Here is a 20,966-nt window from a genome sequence, read left to right as displayed (position 1 = left end):
AAACAAAAGAGCTTGGCTCATAAATATGGAATGCTTGAATTTAACTTCGATTCTTTGCAGGTAACCCACTATCGATAGTTACAACAAGCTTATTCAAATCTACACCGTCCATTTTTTGAAGGTTATGTTGCCATCTTGCAAACCGTTCCAACAAAACGTCGTTTTGAGCATTAAGCCTCATATTTTCTGAATGAAGCCTTTCATTCTCATGCTCAAGTTTTTCAACTCGCTTTATAAGTTCAGCAATGGTTGCATCATCATTGTCCAAGCTTTCCAATAGCTGGCTCAATTTATCAGAGCCATTAAATAACGACTTGGCTTCTTCAATTGCAGCAGATTTTTTTAATCTAAGCTCCTCTTTCTTTAGGTCAAATGCATGTTTTATTTCATCATGCTTAGTGTAAGTATGCCTTGATGGAGGACGTTTTAAGCCTAATTCTGATTGAAGCCTTTCTGAAAGAAGAGCATATGTAAGCTTACCGCTCCAACCATCAATGATCGCTAGAATCGTTTCTATATTGTCTGTTACGAAAGCCATTATGACTCCCCAAGATCAGATAATGCCAAGGCTGTAAGGTCGAAGGTTGGTATAACATTTTGCTCATCAATATTGAGTGAGCGCTTAACTGGTGAAGGATCTAACTCATCGGGGATTCTAATAGGTGTGCCATCAGGTTTGTTCGGATCTTCAATCATGGTAATAATGGTTTTGATCTTTGATAATCTGAAACCTAAGGCTGTCACCCAACGATCTGCACCGAAAACTTTATCACCAGCTTTAGCGACAGCATCCTCTAGCTGCTCCTCATAGAGCTTCTCAAGGTTTTTAAGCTCTTCTATGGTATTAGGTAGCCCTTTTAGGCATTCATGATCACTACAGACTGCACAATCGCCATTTTTAACGCATGGACTTTCCGAATAGTTGTGCACGCAATAACCTAGCCCTGTAAACTGAGCAACACCTTGTCTATTAATTCCAAGTGACTTTAGTGAAACTGGTAAACCTAAATCATGCAACACGATTGCAGGAGGAGGAAACTCTGATGTGTATGGCGATAAAAACTGATTAGCCTGAGCAACCGTCATGACACCGTCACCATTTACAACATGGCCTATGCGCTTGGTTAACCGCGATTTCTGCTCTTGCGTTCTTCCATCGTAAGCTTTGTTTTGCTCTATGTCCGCTCTACCTGACCACTTGGCAATCAACCAATCTTCTTCGCCAGCCAGTTTTAACTTAGTATTTAACCAATGTCGAAGTTGGTGAGTATTTAACTTCAATCTGGAACCATCTTCATCAGTAATAGACAATTCCTCGAAAACCGATGTAATAATGGATTTTCCTGAAACACGCGCTGAACCAATTGCGTCACTAACAGCTCCGTGTCCGACCTTTACCCATGAAAAAGGCTTAACTGCAAACTCTTTATGAAACTCATTATCTCTAACTAAGGTAATACAATCCCAAATTTTGATATCACCATAATTAGGAAAGTCTTTTGTTTTATACTTTTGATCAACAACGGAGCGAAGATCTCTATAACTAGGGAACTTAATTATACTCCCTGTTGGTTCTGAGCGGTTTCCTATCAGTATTTCATTGTCCTGAGATAAACAGCCTCCTCTCAATAAGTCTTTTCTCCAATTGGATACTCCGTTAAGTTTATTGATCAAATTACTTAGCCACTTAACCGACCCGTAACTTGACCAGTTTAACTTTGCTCCATTACTACCCCTTCCAACTTTAAACCCCATAGCCTTTGCGAATTGGTTGTAATTTAATGGCTTATCTTGTGGGTAATCAGAAGGCGTAGTGCACTCATGATGTACTAAAAACACATCTGGGTTTTCATGTGCAAATTTTGCAGCAGCTCGTGCTGGCGCTGAAATATAAATAAGCCTATCAAATGCTTGTCGAACTACATCTTCTAAAATTTTAGGAACCCATTTTTTAACAGGATCTCCGCCTTTTGCAGGACTCCACATTAAGTACCAGCGCCCTTTATCACTTTTCTGTAATGAATTGATAGTCAACCCATTTAATTCAACGCTTCTACTTGGTTGACACATCAGCATCACACATAGGCTAGTAAAATATTTTTGACGAGGAGTTATAGCTTTATTAAACGCATCAGCTACTTGTAGCATTTGATAATCTGAAGGGCATTTATCTTCCTCTGCTTTACGACTATTTTTATCAAGTTTAATTTTTGAGTCGGACTGTCGAGGGAAAGGATTTGACCAGTCTTGTAGATCTAGCTTGAATCGCTTGTCCTTAATGAACTTCAATACTTTTTCAAATGACAGACCAATATTGCGCTTTCCTCCAGCACCTAATTTACTGTTCCTAATCTGTTCCTCAACACGATTAATAACTGTGTTATTGAGGTGCATAATATCAACATCAGATCTGTCATTTTGAGCCGCCTTTTCTTTTAGCGCATTATATATCCACATTAAAGATGAAGCCCAAGCGACTGAGTCTTTATGATTTAGTGACTGCTCATAACGTACATAGGCTTTGGCAAAGTCAACAAATGGCGGTTTAAATGGCGTATATTTGGAATGGTTTTCACTGTTACCAAATACAATGGTTAATTTCTTGCCTCTTGCTGTACCCCAGGACCATTTATCGCATTCCCATCCTTTTTGAGTTCCTGTCGGACTTTCAAATTCATGGTCACCAAAAAGCGTCAATTCATTTTTAGCGAATACTATGAAGTCGGCATAGTTTTTCTGGAAATCCAGTTCATGCTTCGGTGTAAATACCAATAAATTAGACATTTAACGCCCCTTCATTCTCCAACTCTTGTTTTCTGACATGACACTGTTGAATAACTACTTTAATCGCATCAATGCTGCGATTATGGCCTTGTAACACAAATTCGCTTGCACCCATTTTACGCTTTCGATCACGTTCAAAAATGACACTTTTCAAGACTTCTGCATGAGGTGCATTCAACCAGGGTTGAAATTTATTGCAGGTGTAACAGTGAATTGTGCCATTTGCACAGAAACCAAACTTTCCACAATTTCCCACTGGGTTACCATCGTTATTATTTATTCGGCTACGAGGGTCATTGGCTCGAATTGCGTCTTTTTCACTATCAATCAAAGTACCCGAAAATGCCTGCGCTAACGGTGTTAAATCTGATGCCAAAGCTTCATCAATTCGGTCCGCCATTTTTTCGTTGAACTCCGTATAGACTTTTACTTGCTGGGTATCTGACTGACCTAACTCTTCTGCAATGGCATAATCGCTTGCCCCCAGCATTGCCATATTCGTTGCATGGGTATAACGGAATCGTCTGGAGTTGATATGCAAATCACCAAACTCGCCTTCAAGCTTGATTCGGGTTGTTTTTAAAGGGCATTGGTGTGAAATCTCTTTTACCCGCATAGATGCAGCAGCAACTGTTGTACAGAGTAAATCAGGTGTTCTCTGTTGTTGTTGCTCGAACTCATTGAAACTAGTGAACTTAGACATTTTTCGTTCATTAAGGAAAATAGGGATTTGCTTTTTTTGATGGGACGTAAGTTTAATACCAAATTGTGTTTCAACAGCTTTGATGGATTGCTTTGCTTGTGCTGTTAGTACCAGCATTAAATCTTCACCAGTATCCTTCTTGGTTTGGAAAGATCCTCTAAAATGCTCATCACGTTTTTTAGCATTCGGGAGTTGTAAATCAAAATGTTCAACACCTTCTTCAACCCTTGTTATCAAATCACCATAATAGAGGTACGTGAGTTGAACAGGACGAGCACCCGTTTGCTGTAATGCCATGATGAACGCATAATCAGTCAACGAGATCAGCTTTTCAGTAAAGGCATCGACGTACCAGTTGATAAAGGCCGTTTGTTCTTCAAATGAATATGCACCGCTAAAAGGGCACCCTAGGGCAACGGCTTTTCCTTTTTCATTGCCAGAAAGTTTCAGTGAGTTAAGCAACTCAACCGTCTTCTTATCTACTCCTTTGATCTCTTTGTCTCGCCAATCTAATAAGAATGCTCGGATGTAACCAAGCTTATACTCTGTACTTTTAGTCAGAGTCGCTTTGAAATTTACTATATGCTCCTCTCGAATAGCATCACTCACGCCAATTGCAAAAAGCAATCGACTATACATGAATATATTCAACGCATAAGAAGACGAAAATTCTGAAGCATAGTCAGCCAAAGCCAGTTTGAAGTTAATTTCGAACTTTGGATCTAAATTTAGTGGGGAGAGCAACTCAAAATTCAGTGACTTATTTGCATCTAATTGCCAAAGATCGTCATACACATCAAATTCATAGTTAGCTTTGCTGTATCGCTTATCCGACTTCGTTCTAGCTCTTATTGAACCCTGAAACTTGTTTGCTTTAACCACCATGATTACGTCCTTCTACTTTGTGTTTCATCTTCGCCTGCATTTTTTTACGTACCTTTTGAGCCTGTTTTCTTGCAGTACGTTTTAGATAAATCTCACCTGAATCCAGAGATGAATGCCCATTTAGCTCTGCTCTAATCTCCAGTTCACGCTGCTTAGTAATCTTATTTTCATCTGCATATTGTTTTGCCGCTTGATGTAACCCAGCCTGCTCCAATCGTTTGACTTCTTTCCTGACAGCTCTTTTTTCTTCATCAATGCTGTCTGACAGTTGATCATTAAAGTAGTGTCGATAAGAGTGAGGTGTAATGCCCCAGAACCGCTCTGGGTTAACACTTTTTATTCGATTAAATAGTTCGTTAATTGTTTGCTGAATGATCGGTTGCCCCGACTGGTAATGACCCTCTTTATCTTTGTGTGAAACAAATATGAATGGGTGTGTTTTCGCCACTTTTGTTTCAGCGCGATGAATCTTGATATACGTGTTTAGCAAATCTCTAAGCTCTTTTGTGATAGAAACGGGTCGGCCAAGAGTCTTTGCCGTTGGCTCTTTTATACGAGGATCATCTTTACTGTCATGTCTTCGAACAACTGACAATGTTGGATTATCAGTATCCGTTCCAATATCGCTGATCCGAAGTGCTAATAACTCAGCACACCGAAATCCTGTCTCATACAAAACTTGAACAATTAGATAGTTTCTAAACTTAATAACTGGGTTTTTAAACGGGTTGTATTCTGAATATGGCTTAGCTACTTCTACAAAGTCTTCAAATACATCATCTGGAATACCAGATTTATCTAAGGAAACTTTCTTCGCTTTTCCTTTTGGCTTACCACTCTTAAATCGAGTTTTCATCTTATCCAGCGCTTCAAAAAGTTCTGCGGCTGATGGCTTATGCTTGACTCTCTCTTGCCCTATAAAGTGAAGAAACTCTGCAATGTGAGCTATACGGGATATATATTGAGATTTACCAATAGTTGGTTTGTCTTGTGATTTTGATAAATGAAACTTTCCCATATCGACCACATTACTTGCAGGTTTATCTTTAACCACTTTAGCCTGATATGAGCAGTGCTCTTTAAGTTTATTAATATCATCAAGGTTAGGTACTTTACCGTTATATATTTCCTCAAGAAGATCTCTACCGTTAATCTCCTCCCAACGTTTCAAATGTTTAATGTCTTTTAGGTATTGCTCAATTGATGTTGCTGCTTTAGTCATTCGCAACTTTTGAGTAACAAAGTGAGTTACCCAAAAATCGGGAACTCCATCTTCTCCTAATAAAAAGACATAGCGTTCTCCACTTTTAAATTTCTTTACAGCAATTTTCATGAACACCAAATAATAAACATTTTACTTTGTTATAAAGTAATATAGTGTATATCAGGCAGTTTTCAACATTATTATTTCTAACAAAACTAAAAAGCCGCTTAATAGCGGCTTTTAATAATATTTTTCAACATTTATATTTTTGTTGGAGGTTAGAACGGGATATCGTCATCAAAGTCGATTGGTGGTTCCATTGGGTTTGATGCGCCGCCTTGTGGTGCATTTTGTGGCTTAGGAGCAAAACCGCCTTGTTGAGGTGCGCTGCTTTGCTGCTGACCATAACCGCCACCATATTGGTTATTACTTTGTTGTTGTGGTGCAGATTGCTGTTGTGGACGCTGTTGCTGCTGTGCTGGCGCAGACTGTTGCTGTGGAGCATAGCTATTATTGCTTTGTGATTGCTGTGCACCACCGCCGTAACCGCCACCTTGTTGTTGACCACCTTGGTAACCGCCTTGTGATTGACCACCTTGATAGCCTCCACCTTGCTGTTCACCACGACCGCCTAACATTTGCATTTGACCGCCCATGTCTACCACGATTTCTGTAGTGTATTTTTCTTGGCCTGATTGGTCAGTCCATTTACGCGTTTGTAAACGACCTTCAATGTACACTTGTGAACCTTTACGAAGGTACTCACCAGCAACTTCTGCTAGTTTGCCAAATAACACGACACGGTGCCATTCAGTACGCTCTTGCATTTGCCCTGTGTTTTTATCTTTCCAGCTATCTGTCGTAGCAATGCTGATATTCGCTACGCCATTGCCATTAGGCATATAACGTACTTCTGGATCTTGGCCTAAATTACCAACCAAGATAACTTTGTTCACACCGCGTGCCATGGAACTTCTCCTATAAAACGTTAGATTAAACCAGCCACTTTGCGTGCTTGGTCTAGGTCAAATTCTTTATCATTAATCTTTAAATAGCTGCGATTTTCATCACAGACAACCGTTGCTTCAATTACGCCCGGTAAAGCAACAAGACGAGAAGCAAGCGCTTGTGCCTGCTGCTCTGAACTTAATTCAGTCATTAAGCTAATTATTTTACTTCTTGGTGGGACTTGCATATTCCAAGCAAGGATAAGCCATATTACCCCAACAAGTGCCGCCGCCGCAAACACTGCTTGCGCACTTAATGCTTGAGCAACGTAACCCCCTAATAAACCACCTAAAAAGGCACCAAAAAACTGCGTAGATGAAAATACTCCCATCGCAGAACCTTTCTGGTTTGCAGGAGCAATACGCGAAACAAGTGCTGGCATGGTTGCTTCTAAAAAGTTAAAAGCAATAAAGTAAACCAACATACAAATACCGATGCCAATCACCGAATCAACCCATAACGACATAGCGAGCATGCTTAAAACAAGCAGTGCGATTGAGCCAATAAAGGCTTGTTTTTCTTTTTCTTTACGGATCGCCACAATCATCATTGGTGCCATCAAGAAAAACGCTAAAAACAGTACAGGTATATATAAATACCAATGGTGGTCTGCAACTAAGCCATCTTTTATAAGCTGGCCTGGTAAGGCTACAAATACGGTAGTTAATGTAAGATGAAGCAGCATCACACCAAAATCAAGGCGTGCTAATTGTGGATGTTTAATTAGTTGCTTAATATCATCAAGGGTAGCAAGTGTGTCACCTTTTGGCGCCTTATTGACAGCATTTGGCACCAAAAACAACACTATTAAAATACCTAAAATGGCCAGTCCTGCGGTAAGCCAAAATACCCCAGCAACCCCCCATGATGCAGCAACAATTGGCCCTAGTAGCATAGCAACGGCAAAGCTCATACCAATACACATACCAATCACGGCCATAACTTTCGGACGTTGTTCATCACGGCTTAAATCAGAAGCAAGCGCCAATAAAGCACTGGCAATCGCCCCCATGCCTTGTAGTGCACGCCCAAGCGTAACCATTTGCACAGACTCAGCGGTTGCAGCAATAACAGAGCCAAGTGCAAACACACAAAGGCCACCAATAATCACTTTTTTACGACCAATTTTATCAGACAACCAACCCATAGGGATTTGCAGCACGGCTTGCGTTAAACCATAAGCACCAATAGCAAAGCCAATCCAAAGCGGCGAAAACCCTTCTAATTGCTGACCATAAATCGCCAATACTGGCATCAGCATAAATAGGCCAAGCATACGGAATGCAAAGACGCTCGCCAACGAAACGGCAGCGCGTTTTTCTCGAGAGTTGAGTGAAGATGCTGTCATGAATTACTGATCTTGCTGTCTATTAAAATTTGAGCGTGGATTCTACCACAAGCGAAAACTAAATAATCACCTGTAAGTGATGATTTTTTCTTTGATCAAGGATTAATCTTATCGCGTATTATGAGATACTGAAAAAATAATTAGGTAATAAAACGAGATAGCATGGAAAACATTGAAGTCCGAGGCGCCCGTACGCACAATTTAAAAGACATCAGCCTAACCATTCCCCGTGATAAGCTGATAGTTATCACTGGCCTATCTGGTTCAGGGAAATCGTCTTTAGCGTTTGATACTTTATATGCAGAAGGGCAACGTCGTTATGTTGAATCACTGTCAGCGTATGCAAGACAGTTCTTATCACTAATGGAAAAACCCGATGTTGATCACATCGAAGGTTTATCGCCAGCTATCTCTATCGAACAGAAATCAACGTCACATAACCCGCGTTCAACGGTCGGTACTATTACCGAGATTTACGATTACCTTCGTTTATTATTTGCCCGTGTAGGTGAGCCACGCTGCCCTACTCACGACTTGCCACTTGCCGCACAAACTATCAGCCAAATGGTCGATACGGTTTTAGCCTTACCAGAAGGTAGCAAGCTAATGCTATTAGCACCGGTGGTAAAAGACCGTAAAGGTGAGCACGTTAAACTGCTTGAGCAACTCGCAAGCCAAGGTTTTATTCGCGCCCGTATCGATGGCGAAGTATGTGACTTATCAGATCCACCAACTCTTGAGCTTCATAAAAAGCATACGATTGAGGTCGTGGTTGACCGCTTTAAAGTAAAAGATGGCCAACAACAGCGTTTAGCAGAGTCATTTGAAACAGCCCTTGAGCTATCAGGTGGTATTGCCCATGTAGCGGCAATGGACGACTCACTCAGCGAAGACATGCTGTTTTCTGCTAATTTTGCCTGCCCTACTTGTGGTTATGCCATGAGTGAACTTGAGCCACGTTTATTCTCGTTCAATAACCCAGCGGGTGCGTGTCAAAGCTGTGATGGTTTAGGTGTGCGCCAGTATTTTGATCCAAACCGTGTTGTGCAAAATCCTGAACTAAGCTTATCGGGCGGTGCAATCAAAGGCTGGGACAAACGTAGCTTTTATTACTTCCAAATGCTGCAAGCTGTCGCAGAGCATTATCAGTTTGACCTAGAAGTGCCTTTCCAAGAACTTGGTAAAGATGCGCAAAAGGTGATTCTTGAAGGTTCAGGTAAAACTAAAATTGCCTTTAATTACCGTAACGACCGTGGTGATTTAATTACACGTAACCATGAGTTTGAAGGCGTATTAAATAATATGAATCGCCGCTACCGTGAAACCGAGTCAAACTCAGTTCGCGAAGAGCTTGCTAAATACCAAACAAGCCAAGCGTGTCCGAGCTGTCATGGCTCGCGACTTCGTGAAGAAGCTCGCCACGTATTTATTGGCCAAACAAACCTGCCAGCTATCACCACAATGAGTATTGGTGAAAGCATGGCATTTTTTGATGGTTTGAATCTCACCGGTCAGCGCGCCCAAATTGCCGAAAAAATCCTTAATGAAATTCGCGACCGTTTATCTTTCTTAATTAATGTAGGCCTTAATTATTTATCACTTGAGCGAAGTGCCGACACCCTGTCAGGTGGTGAAGCGCAGCGTATTCGTTTAGCAAGTCAGATTGGTGCAGGTCTTGTTGGTGTTATGTACGTACTGGATGAGCCTTCAATTGGTTTGCACCAACGCGATAACGACCGCCTACTAAAAACCCTTATTCACTTACGCGATTTAGGCAACACCGTCATTGTGGTTGAGCATGACGAAGATGCTATTCGCGCTGCAGACCATATTATCGATATCGGCCCAGGTGCCGGTGTTCATGGCGGCCATGTTATTGCACAAGGTACCCATGACGATATTCTAGCCAGTAAAGATTCAATCACAGGTCAGTACCTCTCTGGCGAAAAGAAAATCGAAGTACCGGAGGCTCGTCATCAAACTACCGACAAATGGCTTGAGCTATTTGGTGCCACAGGTAACAACTTAAAGAACGTTGATTTACGTATTCCATTTGGCTTAATGACCTGTATCACCGGCGTATCAGGCTCAGGTAAATCGACGCTTATCAACGACACTTTATTTAAACTGGCTCATACCGAGTTAAATGGCGCAACGACCGCTGAAGCGGCTCCGTACAAGTCAATCAAGGGCCTAGATCATTTTGATAAAGTGATTGATATTGACCAAAGCCCGATTGGCCGTACTCCGCGCTCAAACCCTGCCACTTACACCGGCATTTTTACTGGTATTCGTGAGCTATTTGCGGGTACTCAAGAAGCCCGTTCGCGTGGCTATAAGGTCGGTCGCTTTAGCTTTAACGTTAAAGGTGGTCGTTGTGAGGCTTGCCAAGGTGATGGCGTGATCAAGGTAGAAATGCACTTTTTACCTGATGTATATGTACCTTGTGATGTATGTAAAGGTCAGCGCTACAACCGTGAAACCCTCGAAGTACAGTACAAAGGTAAAAACATTCACCAAGTACTCGAAATGACCGTAGAAGATGCCCGTGACTATTTTGATAAAATTCCGGCTATTGCACGTAAACTGCAAACCTTAATGGATGTAGGCTTGTCGTATATTCGCTTAGGTCAAGCTGCTACTACCCTCTCCGGTGGTGAAGCGCAGCGTGTGAAACTGGCTCGTGAACTTTCAAAACGCGATACCGGTAAAACCTTATATATCCTTGATGAACCAACTACGGGTTTACACTTTGCTGATATTCAGCAATTATTAGTAGTACTTCACCGCTTACGCGATCACGGTAATACCATTGTTGTTATTGAGCATAACCTTGATGTGATCAAAACCGCAGACTGGATTGTCGACTTAGGCCCAGAAGGTGGCTCTGGCGGTGGTGAAATTTTAATTTCTGGTACACCTGAAGACGTTGCCGAGTGTGAGCGTTCACACACAGGAAGGTACTTAAAACCACTACTATAAAAAAGGATATTGCGTGCGTAGGTATTTAAAAATTGCAAAATGGCGCGCTAATAAACAGTTTCAACAACAGCAACGTAGCTGGCAGCCTCATAAAACGAGGCTGGTTGAACGATTACAAGCCATTTGGTTTAACTTAAGTACCGCACAAAAGCTCTATCTTTTAGCATTAAGCAGCCTGATTGTTCTGCAATCGGGCTGGTTAAGTGCCACCATCACCATTATTGCGCTTGTTATTGAATTTTGGCCCAAGTTTAACCAACTTTGGCACTCGCTTGCCGGCAAAGCACTGATTTTAATCTTCTATGCCAGTATCGCTAATTTTGTGTTGGCCGGTGCGAGCGGCATAGTTAATGATGTAACTCATGTCTCAGCTAGTCACTTTAATTACACCCACAACTTTGCCACCCTGTTATATTTACCACCTTGGGCAATGGGAATAACCCTAGGTACTTTATTGTTATTTCAACTTTTTTTACCTTTCTATATCTTTGTTTTATTACTAATAAAGCCATTTGGCTCTGAGCGAATTAAATTTATAAGCCAAAGCTACTCACCGCTGTTAACCGCCATCGTGCGCTTTGTTTTAGCATCAGTGGTATTTATTAACCTGATTTCGTTTATCGACGATCAGCCACCTGAAGAAGTACTCGATAATATGGTTAGCACCTTTTTAGATAGCAAAGTTATTGCTAAAGAATCAGGTGAAGAGCAGCAAATAGCAGTCGAACAACTAGGTGAAAAACTCGAACAACAACTTCCTGAAAGTACACAAAACTCAACCCCTAACCAAGATGTCAATATAGAAGGTGACAGCGAAACCGCCGAAAACCTTCGTCAGTTTTTAGATACCAAAGGTTACTTTGAGCGTAGCAAACGTTTAATTGCGATGTTTGCTTACAGCTTTGAAGCCGACAGCTATTCACGCTGTTTAAAAGCAGAAAACAGTAAAGCCGTTGAGCTGAATGATTACGAAATAGTGCAAGTAACCCCTGATCACCATGCTGAATATGGCTATCGATTTGAAGTCATTGCTTGTGACTCGCCAGGCGTTACCCCAGTAGAAAAATAGCGCAGCAATCAATATTACTCGCTTGGCTTGCTGCGTTTTTCTCTTATGAAATGAAATATCGAAAGCCCAATAAAACCAAAGCAAACTAAGGCGATTACTAAATTAGGTATAAAAATAAGTAACATAGTAGCATCATAGCCGATCTTAGCGAATGCAGCACAAAGGCTACCAATGATAAGCTCAGTTAAGATTAGCTCCCATTCTAATGAGCTATTCGCAGGTACAGTTTTAGCCGCATAATGTTTTACTTTAAAACCCATATCAAAACCTCCAAGTTCCTATTTGCTACATTCAAATTATCATCAATAGGCAAAACACAAAAATAAAATGATTTAAAACCTTATTTCCCCTCATAAGAATTAAACTTAAACCATTGAAACTATTAGAATTAACATTTTAAAACCTTATATATAAATCCCTTAGAACTAGATAAGCGACTCTATGTAAATTCCTCGCTATTGTAGTTTCCATCAACGGGCCACCAACCAACTTTGCTTCGCTGATAAAACTAATCAACCAATTAAGAGAATAAAGTTATGAGCAACTCAGCTTTAAAAATAGTGTCGATACTCGCAGTAAGCACGCTTGTTGTTACACTGCCAACCCCCTTATTTAATAGCCAAGATACTCAAAAATTAGAACAACATCTTGAGATATCTATCGAGGTTTCTATCGAGCAAATGAACAAAAAAGTTGACCATCAAATTGAGTTAAAACTCAATAAGTAATGCCCTGCTTGCCCAGAACATTGGGCAAGCTTTTTCAATTAACAGGCTAAAAGAATGAAACAACTAACTCAATTACTGCTCTCAACAATTGCTGCATCATGCTTGTTAACAACGAGTATTTGTACTGCAAAAAGTGCCGTTTGGCAGGTAAGTAAAGGTGATGAATTTATATACATTGCGGGTTCAATTCATGTTTTACCGCCCAAGGAACTACCGCTACCAGCTGAATTTAATCAAGCATATAAACAAGCCGATACCCTAGTACTTGAAGCCGATATGCCAGCGCCAAGTAATAGCTCAGCACAACTTACTATGCTTAAAGCACTAAGTTACGAAACTGGTGAAACATTAAGTAGTAAGCTCTCTGCAAAAGTAAAAAAACAATTAGAAGCACAGCTTACTCAATACGATATGCAACTTAGCGAACTCGACAGCTTTCGCCCTTTTATGGTGAGCTTGCTGATGATGTCGCTAGAACTACAAAAACAACAGCTTTTCGGTGAAGGTGTTGATAGCTATTTCGCAAAGCGAGCCCAACAAGACAGCAAAGAATTAGCTTACCTCGAAACCTTGGCATTCCAATTACACCTTTTTAAGCAATTAGGCAGCCAAGACGAAGATGCCTATATTCAGTCACAGTTAGCGCAAGTATCAAGTTACCAAGCGCTTTACAGTGCAATGCTTGATGCATGGCGCAATGGCGATATGCACGCAATGAATGAGCTAACTATCATGCCATTAAAACAACATGATCCCCTCACCTACCAAATACTCATTAAGCAACGTAATTTGAATTGGCTTAATCATATTGAGCATTACTTTACTGATCGGCAAAAAGAGTTGGTACTTGTTGGTGCTGCTCATTTGGCCGGTGAAGATAGCCTATTGGCCTTGTTAGAAAGTAAAGGCTACGTGATTGCACAGTTGAACGCTGATGAGGATTAAGAAAATGGAAAAAACAGACAAAACCGCTGCCGCACTTATCTGCTTGTTTACTGTTTTAATTGTGCTGAGCTTTTAATAAAAAAATACCGCTTTATAGCGGTATTTTTATCTCTATAATTTGCTGAAAGCTTACGGGCGAGGAATAAAACCTACCGCATCGTAGACTGCTTTTAATGTTTTTTCAGCGCGAATACTCGCCTTTTCAGCACCTGACTTCATAATGCTATCAAGTAGTGACTGATCTTCGCGAATTTCTTTAAAGCGCGCTTGAATTGGCTCAATCATATTAACAACCGCTGCTGCAGTGTCTTTTTTCAGGTGACCATACATTTTATCTTCATATTCAGGCACTAAGTCTTCAATTGAGCGCTTAGTTGCAACTGATAATAAAGTAAGTAGGTTAGATACACCTGGTTTTTCTTCACGATCAAAGTAGATACGAGCTTGCTCGTCTGAATCAGTTACTGCTTTTTTCAGTTTCTTTTCAATCTTCTTCGGCTCATCTAATAACATGATGTAACCGTTTGGATTTTCATCTGATTTAGACATTTTCTTGAGCGGATCTTGTAAGCTCATTACACGCGCGCCAAACTCAGGAATGTATGGTTCAGGTAGTTTGAACACGTCACCGTATAGGTTGTTAAAACGTGTTGCGATATCACGTGTCAATTCAAGGTGTTGCTTTTGATCTTCACCCACTGGCACTTGATCTGCTTGGTATAACAAGATGTCTGCAGCTTGCAGTACAGGGTAAGAGAACAAACCCACATTCACGTTATTAGCATGCTTAGAAGACTTATCTTTAAACTGCGTCATACGGTTAAGCTCACCCATTTGAGCGTAACAGTTTAAAACCCAACTAAGCTGTGCATGTTCTGGCACTTGAGATTGTACGAATAACGCAGCTTTTTCTGGGTCGATACCACATGCAGCATAAAGCGCAATACCGTCCAGCACGCGCGAGCGTAGCTGCTCAGGATCTTGGCGTACAGTAATGGCGTGTAAATCTACTAACATAAAGAAACTTTCGTGGTCTTCCTGTAGCTTAAGCCACTGGTTAATAGCGCCAACATAGTTGCCTATTGTCATACCACCGGTTGGCTGAATGCCACTTAACACTACTGGTTTACTCATGATGTTCCTTTATATTTTTACTAAACTAAAAAGACGAAATTAAAATGCACTTACCTTTGGGTAAGAACGGGTATTATATCTAAGAAATTCTCGCAGAGGTACTCTGGATTGAAATCAGCGAGGTTTTCACCTTGGTTATAGCCATAACCGAGTGCGACAACGTCAACCTTAGCAGCTTTTGCTGCCAAGATATCACTTTTTGAGTCGCCTATCATAACCGCTTTAGCTGGGCTGACATCTAATTGCTGACAAGCAAATAGTAAAGGCTCAGGTGATGGTTTCTTTGCCATATCATCACCACATACAATCAACTGAAAATGACTAGTCAGTGAAAGCTTATCAAGTAACTTTTCGGTAAAACGACGTGCCTTATTGGTGATCACCACTTTAGGAATACCAGCAAGTGCAGCAAGCCCAGTTTCTACATGTTGATAAAGCGCACTGTAGTCACCTACAACTTGGTCATAGTGCTGATAGAACAAATTAATTGCACGCTCAGTAAGGGCTTCATCTAAATGCTCACTGATTTGCATATCGCCACTCAAACCACGCTTTACAAGTGTTTCTATGCCATTACCTACCCAGCTCTCAACTAGCTTTTGTGTAACAACCGGAAATGCGAGGTCAGTTAGAGTCAGATTCATCGCAATGTATAAATCATAAACACTGTCGACTAAGGTGCCATCTAAATCGAAAAATGCCGCATCGTATTTCATGACTCAACCTTTGCAAGCTCGCTGCGCATCGCATCGATAACAGCTTTGTAATCTGGTTGATTGAAAATCGCTGAGCCTGAAACAAACATATCAGCGCCCGCTTCTGCAATTTCAGCAATGTTATCAACACCAACGCCACCATCAACTTCTAAACGAATATTGCGACCCGAGTCATCAATAATTTTACGCGCTTGGCGAAGCTTTTCGAGGGTATGAGGAATAAAGCTTTGGCCGCCAAAGCCAGGGTTAACCGACATTAATAGTACTACATCAACTTTATCGAGCACATGCTCAAGGTAGCTAAGGCTGGTTGCAGGATTAAATACAAGCCCAGCTTGGCAACCGCTGTCTTTTATAAGCTGTAAGGTACGGTCAATATGCTCACTTGCTTCAGGGTGAAAGCTAATAATAGAAGCGCCCGCTTCAGCAAAGTCGGGAATTAGGCGATCGACAGGTTTCACCATAAGATGCACATCAATCGGGGCTGTAATACCGTAATCGCGCAGTGCTTTACAAATCATTGGGCCAAAGGTTAGGTTTGGCACATAATGGTTATCCATTACATCAAAATGTACAACATCTGCCCCACTTGCGAGTACACGATCAACATCTTCACCTAAACGGGCAAAATCAGCTGATAAAATAGAAGGGGCTATTAAATACTTTTGTAATGTTTCCAACATGAGAGATTCCATCATAATTTGCGACTGCAAGAAGAGCGCATAATGTAACCCAATCGACAGCTGATTAAAACACCACAGCTAACTGTTAAAACGCTATTGCTCAAGGCCAATCCTTTTAGCTTATTGAATTAATGTAAATTTAATCAAAAATTGAACAATCGTTCTATTCAACTGCTTGCATAAATGCATTTAAATGAAACAAAATATAAACATAAAATTTACTTTAAAAGGCTAATTTTATTAAATTTTTATTTAATTCAGCCGTAATTAAGTTTGTTATTTGAGCAATTGTTATGTATGCTTGTCTAAATAACACAAACAAGGGTTATTCTCATGCGTGCTTTTAAAATAGGGATCTTAATCGCGTCCGCACTTACGGTTGCTGCGTTTGTATCTTTCTCATCTGCTGATGAAGACGACTTTTTAGCAGCGGCGTCTGGCTGCTCATGCAATACGCTTAACGCATCATCATCTTCTGCTCAATGTATGAAAGCAGAACAAGAAACAGGATGGTTTTCTTGGTTAACGGGTGATAGCCGCAGCGCTCAGTTCCATTATCTTGATTTACTTGAGTTATTAACAAGTAGTGAAGAGTCTAAGAAAGTTAGCGGTTTAGGTTCTAAGTTCTAAATCGCATGAACAAATTCATTAGTGCATTACAAAGTGTCTTTGCGGCATTTTTTGGTGTGCAATCAGAAAATAAGCGTCAAGCTGACTTTAAAGAGCACTCGCTCAGTACTATTATCGTCATTGCCCTCGTTTTATTCAGCCTGTTTGTAGCAGCGATTTATTTCACCGTTTCTTTGGTGCTAAATACATAGCCATTAGCTCATTCACTTTATTACGTGAACCGCCCTTCGGGCTAATCGTGCGTTTTACCTGAATTTCATCCAGTGATGCTTGGCTGTAGATCTTACGAGTCCACACCGTATCGTGGTTAGAAATAAGTACCGGCGTGTTATTTTCGAATGCTGCTTGCTCAGCTAAATTCGCCAAGTTTGCTTGATCATCTAAATTGAAACCGCCTTTAGCGTAAGAAGTAAATGATGCTGTTTTACTCAACGGCACATAAGGTGGGTCGCAATACACAACCGCATTATTAGGAATGAGCTTAAAGACCTCGTCATAACCTAAACACGTAAAGGTGGCTTGCTGAGCTTTTTCAGCAAAGAAGTGCATTTCTTTTTCAGGAAAATACGGGCGCTTATATTTACCAAAAGGAACGTTAAAAATACCTTTAAGATTGTAGCGACACAGACCGTTATAACCATGACGATTCATGTATAAGAATAAAATTGCGCGCTCATACACATCGCTGCTCTGATTAAACTGAACACGGTACTCATAATAGGCTTCAGGATGGTTATTGAGCTCTACAAATAGTTTTTTTGCATCGCTGATAAACTCGTCAGGCGTGCGCTTTAGCTCAGTGTACAGGTTGATCAGATCCGCATTAATATCATTTAAAATATAATGCTTAAAATCAGTATTGAGAAATACAGAGCCAGCACCAACGAAAGGTTCAACTAAGGTGTCAGCATCCATACTCGCTTGCTTCAAGCGGGTACGAATATCTTCAACTAGGCTGTATTTTCCACCCGCCCATTTAAGGAAGGCTCTGGTCTTTTGCTGCATCTGCTCTTAACTTCAATTCGGTGTTGCGCGATTTTACACTAATCAGTTTTAATTTACTGATTTAGTGAAGCGATTTCTTGTTTAATTTTACTTATTTTTTTATAAAACGGCTGATTTTTACGCACATTATCAGAAAGTGTTGTTACGCCCTTCTTAGCATCATTCAGTGTGGCATAACTGCCATAAGTTACAATCCACCACGGCTTACCGCTCCGTAAGCTTTGGTAAGTATTTACCTGCCCTTGCAAGCCATTTTCATTAATAAACTTATCACTGATCTCTTGCTTAGTGACCGCTAGTAATTGGATTACAAAATTGTCGTCTGGCTGAGACAAATACCACGCATTCCCTGCTAATGGCTGCTCTGGCTCAATTGCAGACTCGGCTTGCTCAGCATCGCTGATAATAGCTGCTACAACTTCATCTGTCGTTGGTTGCTCAGTCTCTTGTGTAACTGGCTCTACTGGCAAAAGGCTATCAACAATCGCAGCCACGTTATTGTTATGACTTTCATTGTCATGGTTTTTACTGTCAGAGCCATCAACTGGCATCTCGGCAGCCTGAGTCGTGTTGCCATCATCATTAGTAGCAACTGGCTGCTGGGCTGGAGGCTCATCTTGAGCTTGTTCTGTAACGAGCTCTTTACTCTCTACAGAGCCATTAACTACTGCTTCTGCAGGTAATGCAGTTGCCACAGAGCTTGTTGTATCTTGTTGGTAATGTGCTTTCCACCACTCGGTCATATCAGCTTTATATAAAAAGCCAATGATCAGCAGCATGGTTGTGATTAAGAGCAAAATGATATAAAGCAGTTTATAGCTTTTCTCGGGTGCGCGAATATCCGCAGTTTGCTGTTCAGGCTGCCAAGCTAGCAATAAGGCAGGGTTACCATGCGCTTCTTGTAAAAATGTGCGAAAAACTGGGTCTTCTTCAACAGGGAGGTTATCGAAAAACCAACGCATAAGTTGCTTACTTTCGCTCAAGTTAAGCGCTTCAAGGTGAATTTCGACCGCTTGGCTAAACTGGCCGACCGATTGTGATGCAATCAATATGTATAACGTGCTCGGGCCTTGCTTGGCAAGAATTTCTAATTGCTGAATTAACTCTTCAGATAAATGACGCCCTCCATCAATCACCCATAAACAATCACCACAAGGCTGTTGCTTATAGAGTTGATAGAAGTTTTCAGACAAACTCAAAGAGTGATCAATTAGCGGGTTGCTAAAGCTTTGTTCTAACAGTTCAGTCATAAACTGTTGGTCGGTCATTTTTCCAGACAACTGAACAAACGCTTTATTAAAGTCGAGGTATTTATCAGTAATGAAGGTTTCTAATAAATAGCTTTTACCAAGGCCTGACGGGCCAAGTAAGCAAATTAGATTTTGCCCATATTCAAACTGCAGAGCGATTCGATCAACTAGCGCAGCACGGCTAGGCAATATTTGCGATTGCATTAGCGCGCTATTAAATCACAAACCTGCTGATCAGTAACATCACTTACCAGCGCACATTGACCAAATTGGGTAGGAAGAATAAAGCGAATAGTGCCTTTTTTGTTTTTCTTATCTTTACGCATATGCGTTAAAAACTGCTCGCTTGTCATTTCTGCAGGAATATCGACTGGTAAATCATACTCAGCAATCAATTTAACAATGCGTTCAACTTCTGTAGCAGTTAAGTCATCACGGGTATGTGCAAGGCGTGCTGCCAGCACCATACCTGCGGCAACGGCTTCGCCGTGTAGCCAATTACCGTAACCCATTTGTGCTTCGATAGCATGTCCAAAGGTGTGCCCTAGGTTAAGTAAGGCGCGTAACCCTGCTTCTTTTTCATCTTGTGCAACAATCAAGGCTTTGATTTCACAACAACGGTAAATCACATGCTGCAATGTTTGCTCATCAAGTGATTTAAGGTTAGCGATATTTTGCTCTAGGTAAGCAAATAATTCAGTGTCGTAAATAAGGCCGTATTTAATGACTTCTGCCATACCGGCTGCGAATTCACGCTCAGGTAAAGTATGAAGTGATTGCGTATCGATAAACACGGCTTGTGGTTGGTAAAACGCACCAATCATGTTTTTACCAAGTGGATGGTTTACTGCCGTTTTGCCTCCAACCGATGAATCCACTTGCGAAAGCAAGGTAGTTGGTACTTGAATAAAAGGCACGCCACGTTGATAACATGCAGCAACAAAACCCGTTAGATCACCTACAACACCGCCACCTAAGGCAATAAGGCATGTATCTCGACCACAGTTATGTTCAAGTAAGAACGCCGATATCTTTTCAAACCACTCAAGTGATTTGTATTGTTCGCCATCAGGGATGGTAAAAGATAACGGGTTAAGATCAACCAACGACGTCATTACATCATCAAGATATAAAGGTGCAATGGTGTCGTTGGTGATAATGATAGGTCGACAATCGCCGATGTGCTCGCGTAGTCGACCAGTCTCTTTAAGAGCAGATTGACCAATATAAATAGGATAACTTCGCTCGTCCAAATTAACTGTTAATTCAAGCATAGCTAGTTTCCTTTTTATTATTGGTTTTTAAAAATCTAATTTCTCGATGATTTGATTAGCAACAACTTTCGCGCTTTGCTCATCAGTGCGGACAACAAAATCAGCAACTTCTTTGTATAACGGTTCGCGTTCTTCAGCTAAGCGTTCTAATACATCACGCGGTGCTTCTTCTGTTTGCAATAATGGGCGACGCTTGTCGCGCTGCGTGCGTGCAACTTGCTTTTCGATTGGTGTCTCTAGGTATACAACGATACCGCGAGCAGATAGCTTGTTACGCACTTCTTTACTGATCACAGAACCACCACCAGTTGCAAGAACAATACCTTGCATCTCAGTTAGGTCTGAAATTACAGTTTCTTCACGAAGTCGAAAGCCCTCTTCACCCTCAAGATCGAATACCCAAGCAATGTCTGCTCCAGTACGACGCTCGATCTCTTGATCTGAATCGAAAAATTCAAGGTGTAATTGGTCAGCAATGTGACGACCAATTGTGCTTTTGCCAGCCCCCATAGGGCCCACTAGAAATATATTACGTTTCTCAGCCATATCTTTTTAGTACAAACGAACTCTAAAATTTGAAATAAAACCCCGCCTAACGACCTGGCCCCAAAATTAAGG

General features: G+C 41.0%; 20 protein-coding genes. 6 read left to right on the top strand and 14 right to left on the bottom strand.

Going from position 1 to position 20,966, the window contains the following annotated elements; all coding sequences use genetic code 11:
* Positions 1-40 precede the first annotated feature (40 nt).
* From AN213_RS03860 to AN213_RS03835, 6 genes are all read right to left on the bottom strand, one after another.
* Entirely contained in the window at positions 41-538 is a 498-nt protein-coding gene (locus AN213_RS03860; RefSeq protein WP_055197527.1) for a hypothetical protein, read from the bottom strand.
* Entirely contained in the window at positions 538-2,784 is a 2,247-nt protein-coding gene (locus AN213_RS03855) for a hypothetical protein (RefSeq protein WP_055197525.1), read from the bottom strand. Before AN213_RS03855 ends, AN213_RS03860 begins: the two co-directional genes overlap by 1 nt.
* Positions 2,777-4,372 (bottom strand): site-specific integrase, encoded by a 1,596-nt coding sequence (locus tag AN213_RS03850; protein ID WP_055197523.1) that lies wholly within the window; start codon positions 4,370-4,372, stop codon positions 2,777-2,779. The genes AN213_RS03855 and AN213_RS03850 overlap by 8 nt, the downstream gene beginning before the upstream one ends.
* Positions 4,362-5,705, bottom strand: a complete 1,344-nt coding sequence (locus AN213_RS03845) for a site-specific integrase (RefSeq protein WP_055197521.1) — start codon at positions 5,703-5,705, stop codon at positions 4,362-4,364. Before AN213_RS03845 ends, AN213_RS03850 begins: the two co-directional genes overlap by 11 nt.
* A gap of 149 nt (positions 5,706-5,854) precedes the next feature.
* A complete protein-coding gene (gene ssb, locus AN213_RS03840; RefSeq protein ID WP_054563349.1) occupies positions 5,855-6,544 on the bottom strand; it encodes a single-stranded DNA-binding protein in 690 nt (229 codons plus the stop codon).
* A gap of 20 nt (positions 6,545-6,564) precedes the next feature.
* Entirely contained in the window at positions 6,565-7,932 is a 1,368-nt protein-coding gene (locus AN213_RS03835) for an MFS transporter (RefSeq protein WP_054552792.1), read from the bottom strand.
* Between the two features lie 162 nt (positions 7,933-8,094).
* Between AN213_RS03835 and uvrA the strand changes: the two genes are divergently transcribed.
* Complete coding sequence (uvrA, locus tag AN213_RS03830; RefSeq protein WP_055197519.1) at positions 8,095-10,914, top strand: excinuclease ABC subunit UvrA; 2,820 nt, start codon at positions 8,095-8,097, stop codon at positions 10,912-10,914.
* A gap of 13 nt (positions 10,915-10,927) precedes the next feature.
* Positions 10,928-11,983: a hypothetical protein gene (locus AN213_RS03825; RefSeq protein WP_055197517.1), complete on the top strand. Its 1,056-nt coding sequence runs from the start codon at positions 10,928-10,930 to the stop codon at positions 11,981-11,983.
* Positions 11,984-11,997: 14 nt separating this feature from the next.
* Here the strand turns inward: AN213_RS03825 and AN213_RS03820 are convergent, their stop codons facing one another.
* On the bottom strand, positions 11,998-12,243 hold the full coding sequence (locus tag AN213_RS03820; protein ID WP_055197515.1) for a hypothetical protein: 246 nt from the start codon (positions 12,241-12,243) through the stop codon (positions 11,998-12,000).
* 276 nt (positions 12,244-12,519) lie between these two features.
* Between AN213_RS03820 and AN213_RS03815 the strand changes: the two genes are divergently transcribed.
* A complete protein-coding gene (locus tag AN213_RS03815) occupies positions 12,520-12,711 on the top strand; it encodes a hypothetical protein (RefSeq protein WP_055197513.1) in 192 nt (63 codons plus the stop codon).
* Between the two features lie 54 nt (positions 12,712-12,765).
* Positions 12,766-13,656: a TraB/GumN family protein gene (locus tag AN213_RS03810; protein ID WP_055197511.1), complete on the top strand. Its 891-nt coding sequence runs from the start codon at positions 12,766-12,768 to the stop codon at positions 13,654-13,656.
* Positions 13,657-13,785: 129 nt separating this feature from the next.
* On the opposite strand, the gene trpS is transcribed toward AN213_RS03810, so the two are convergent.
* Genes trpS through rpe form a run of 3 tightly spaced genes read right to left on the bottom strand, consistent with a single transcriptional unit; the run spans position 13,786 to position 16,189 of the window.
* On the bottom strand, positions 13,786-14,790 hold the full coding sequence (trpS, locus tag AN213_RS03805; protein ID WP_054552798.1) for a tryptophan--tRNA ligase: 1,005 nt from the start codon (positions 14,788-14,790) through the stop codon (positions 13,786-13,788).
* A gap of 50 nt (positions 14,791-14,840) precedes the next feature.
* Positions 14,841-15,506 carry a phosphoglycolate phosphatase gene (locus AN213_RS03800; protein ID WP_054563343.1) on the bottom strand — a complete coding sequence of 222 codons (666 nt, stop codon included), beginning with the start codon at positions 15,504-15,506 and terminating at the stop codon, positions 14,841-14,843.
* On the bottom strand, positions 15,503-16,189 hold the full coding sequence (gene rpe, locus AN213_RS03795) for a ribulose-phosphate 3-epimerase (RefSeq protein WP_054563342.1): 687 nt from the start codon (positions 16,187-16,189) through the stop codon (positions 15,503-15,505). The genes AN213_RS03800 and rpe overlap by 4 nt, the downstream gene beginning before the upstream one ends.
* Before the next feature lie 333 nt (positions 16,190-16,522).
* Here rpe and AN213_RS03790 point away from each other — a divergent pair, with 333 nt between their 5' ends.
* Entirely contained in the window at positions 16,523-16,819 is a 297-nt protein-coding gene (locus AN213_RS03790; RefSeq protein ID WP_054552801.1) for a hypothetical protein, read from the top strand.
* A gap of 5 nt (positions 16,820-16,824) precedes the next feature.
* Positions 16,825-17,010, top strand: a complete 186-nt coding sequence (locus AN213_RS03785) for a DUF2970 domain-containing protein (RefSeq protein WP_054563341.1) — start codon at positions 16,825-16,827, stop codon at positions 17,008-17,010.
* Here the strand turns inward: AN213_RS03785 and AN213_RS03780 are convergent.
* Genes AN213_RS03780 through aroK form a run of 4 tightly spaced genes read right to left on the bottom strand, consistent with a single transcriptional unit; the run spans position 16,982 to position 20,894 of the window.
* A complete protein-coding gene (locus AN213_RS03780; protein ID WP_054563340.1) occupies positions 16,982-17,824 on the bottom strand; it encodes a Dam family site-specific DNA-(adenine-N6)-methyltransferase in 843 nt (280 codons plus the stop codon). The genes AN213_RS03785 and AN213_RS03780 overlap by 29 nt on opposite strands.
* A 53-nt stretch (positions 17,825-17,877) precedes the next feature.
* Positions 17,878-19,278: an AAA family ATPase gene (locus AN213_RS03775; RefSeq protein WP_055197509.1), complete on the bottom strand. Its 1,401-nt coding sequence runs from the start codon at positions 19,276-19,278 to the stop codon at positions 17,878-17,880.
* Positions 19,278-20,348, bottom strand: coding sequence for a 3-dehydroquinate synthase (aroB, locus tag AN213_RS03770; RefSeq protein ID WP_055197507.1), 1,071 nt, complete (start codon positions 20,346-20,348; stop codon positions 19,278-19,280). The genes AN213_RS03775 and aroB overlap by 1 nt, the downstream gene beginning before the upstream one ends.
* Before the next feature lie 27 nt (positions 20,349-20,375).
* Positions 20,376-20,894: a shikimate kinase AroK gene (aroK, locus tag AN213_RS03765; protein WP_036973192.1), complete on the bottom strand. Its 519-nt coding sequence runs from the start codon at positions 20,892-20,894 to the stop codon at positions 20,376-20,378.
* Between the last annotated feature and the right edge of the window lie 72 nt (positions 20,895-20,966).

It is taken from the genome of Pseudoalteromonas sp. P1-8, assembly GCF_001399985.1.
GTDB lineage: Bacteria > Pseudomonadota > Gammaproteobacteria > Enterobacterales > Alteromonadaceae > Pseudoalteromonas.
Note: the sequence above shows the minus strand (reverse complement) of the source record. Positions and strands in the feature narration are given on the sequence as shown.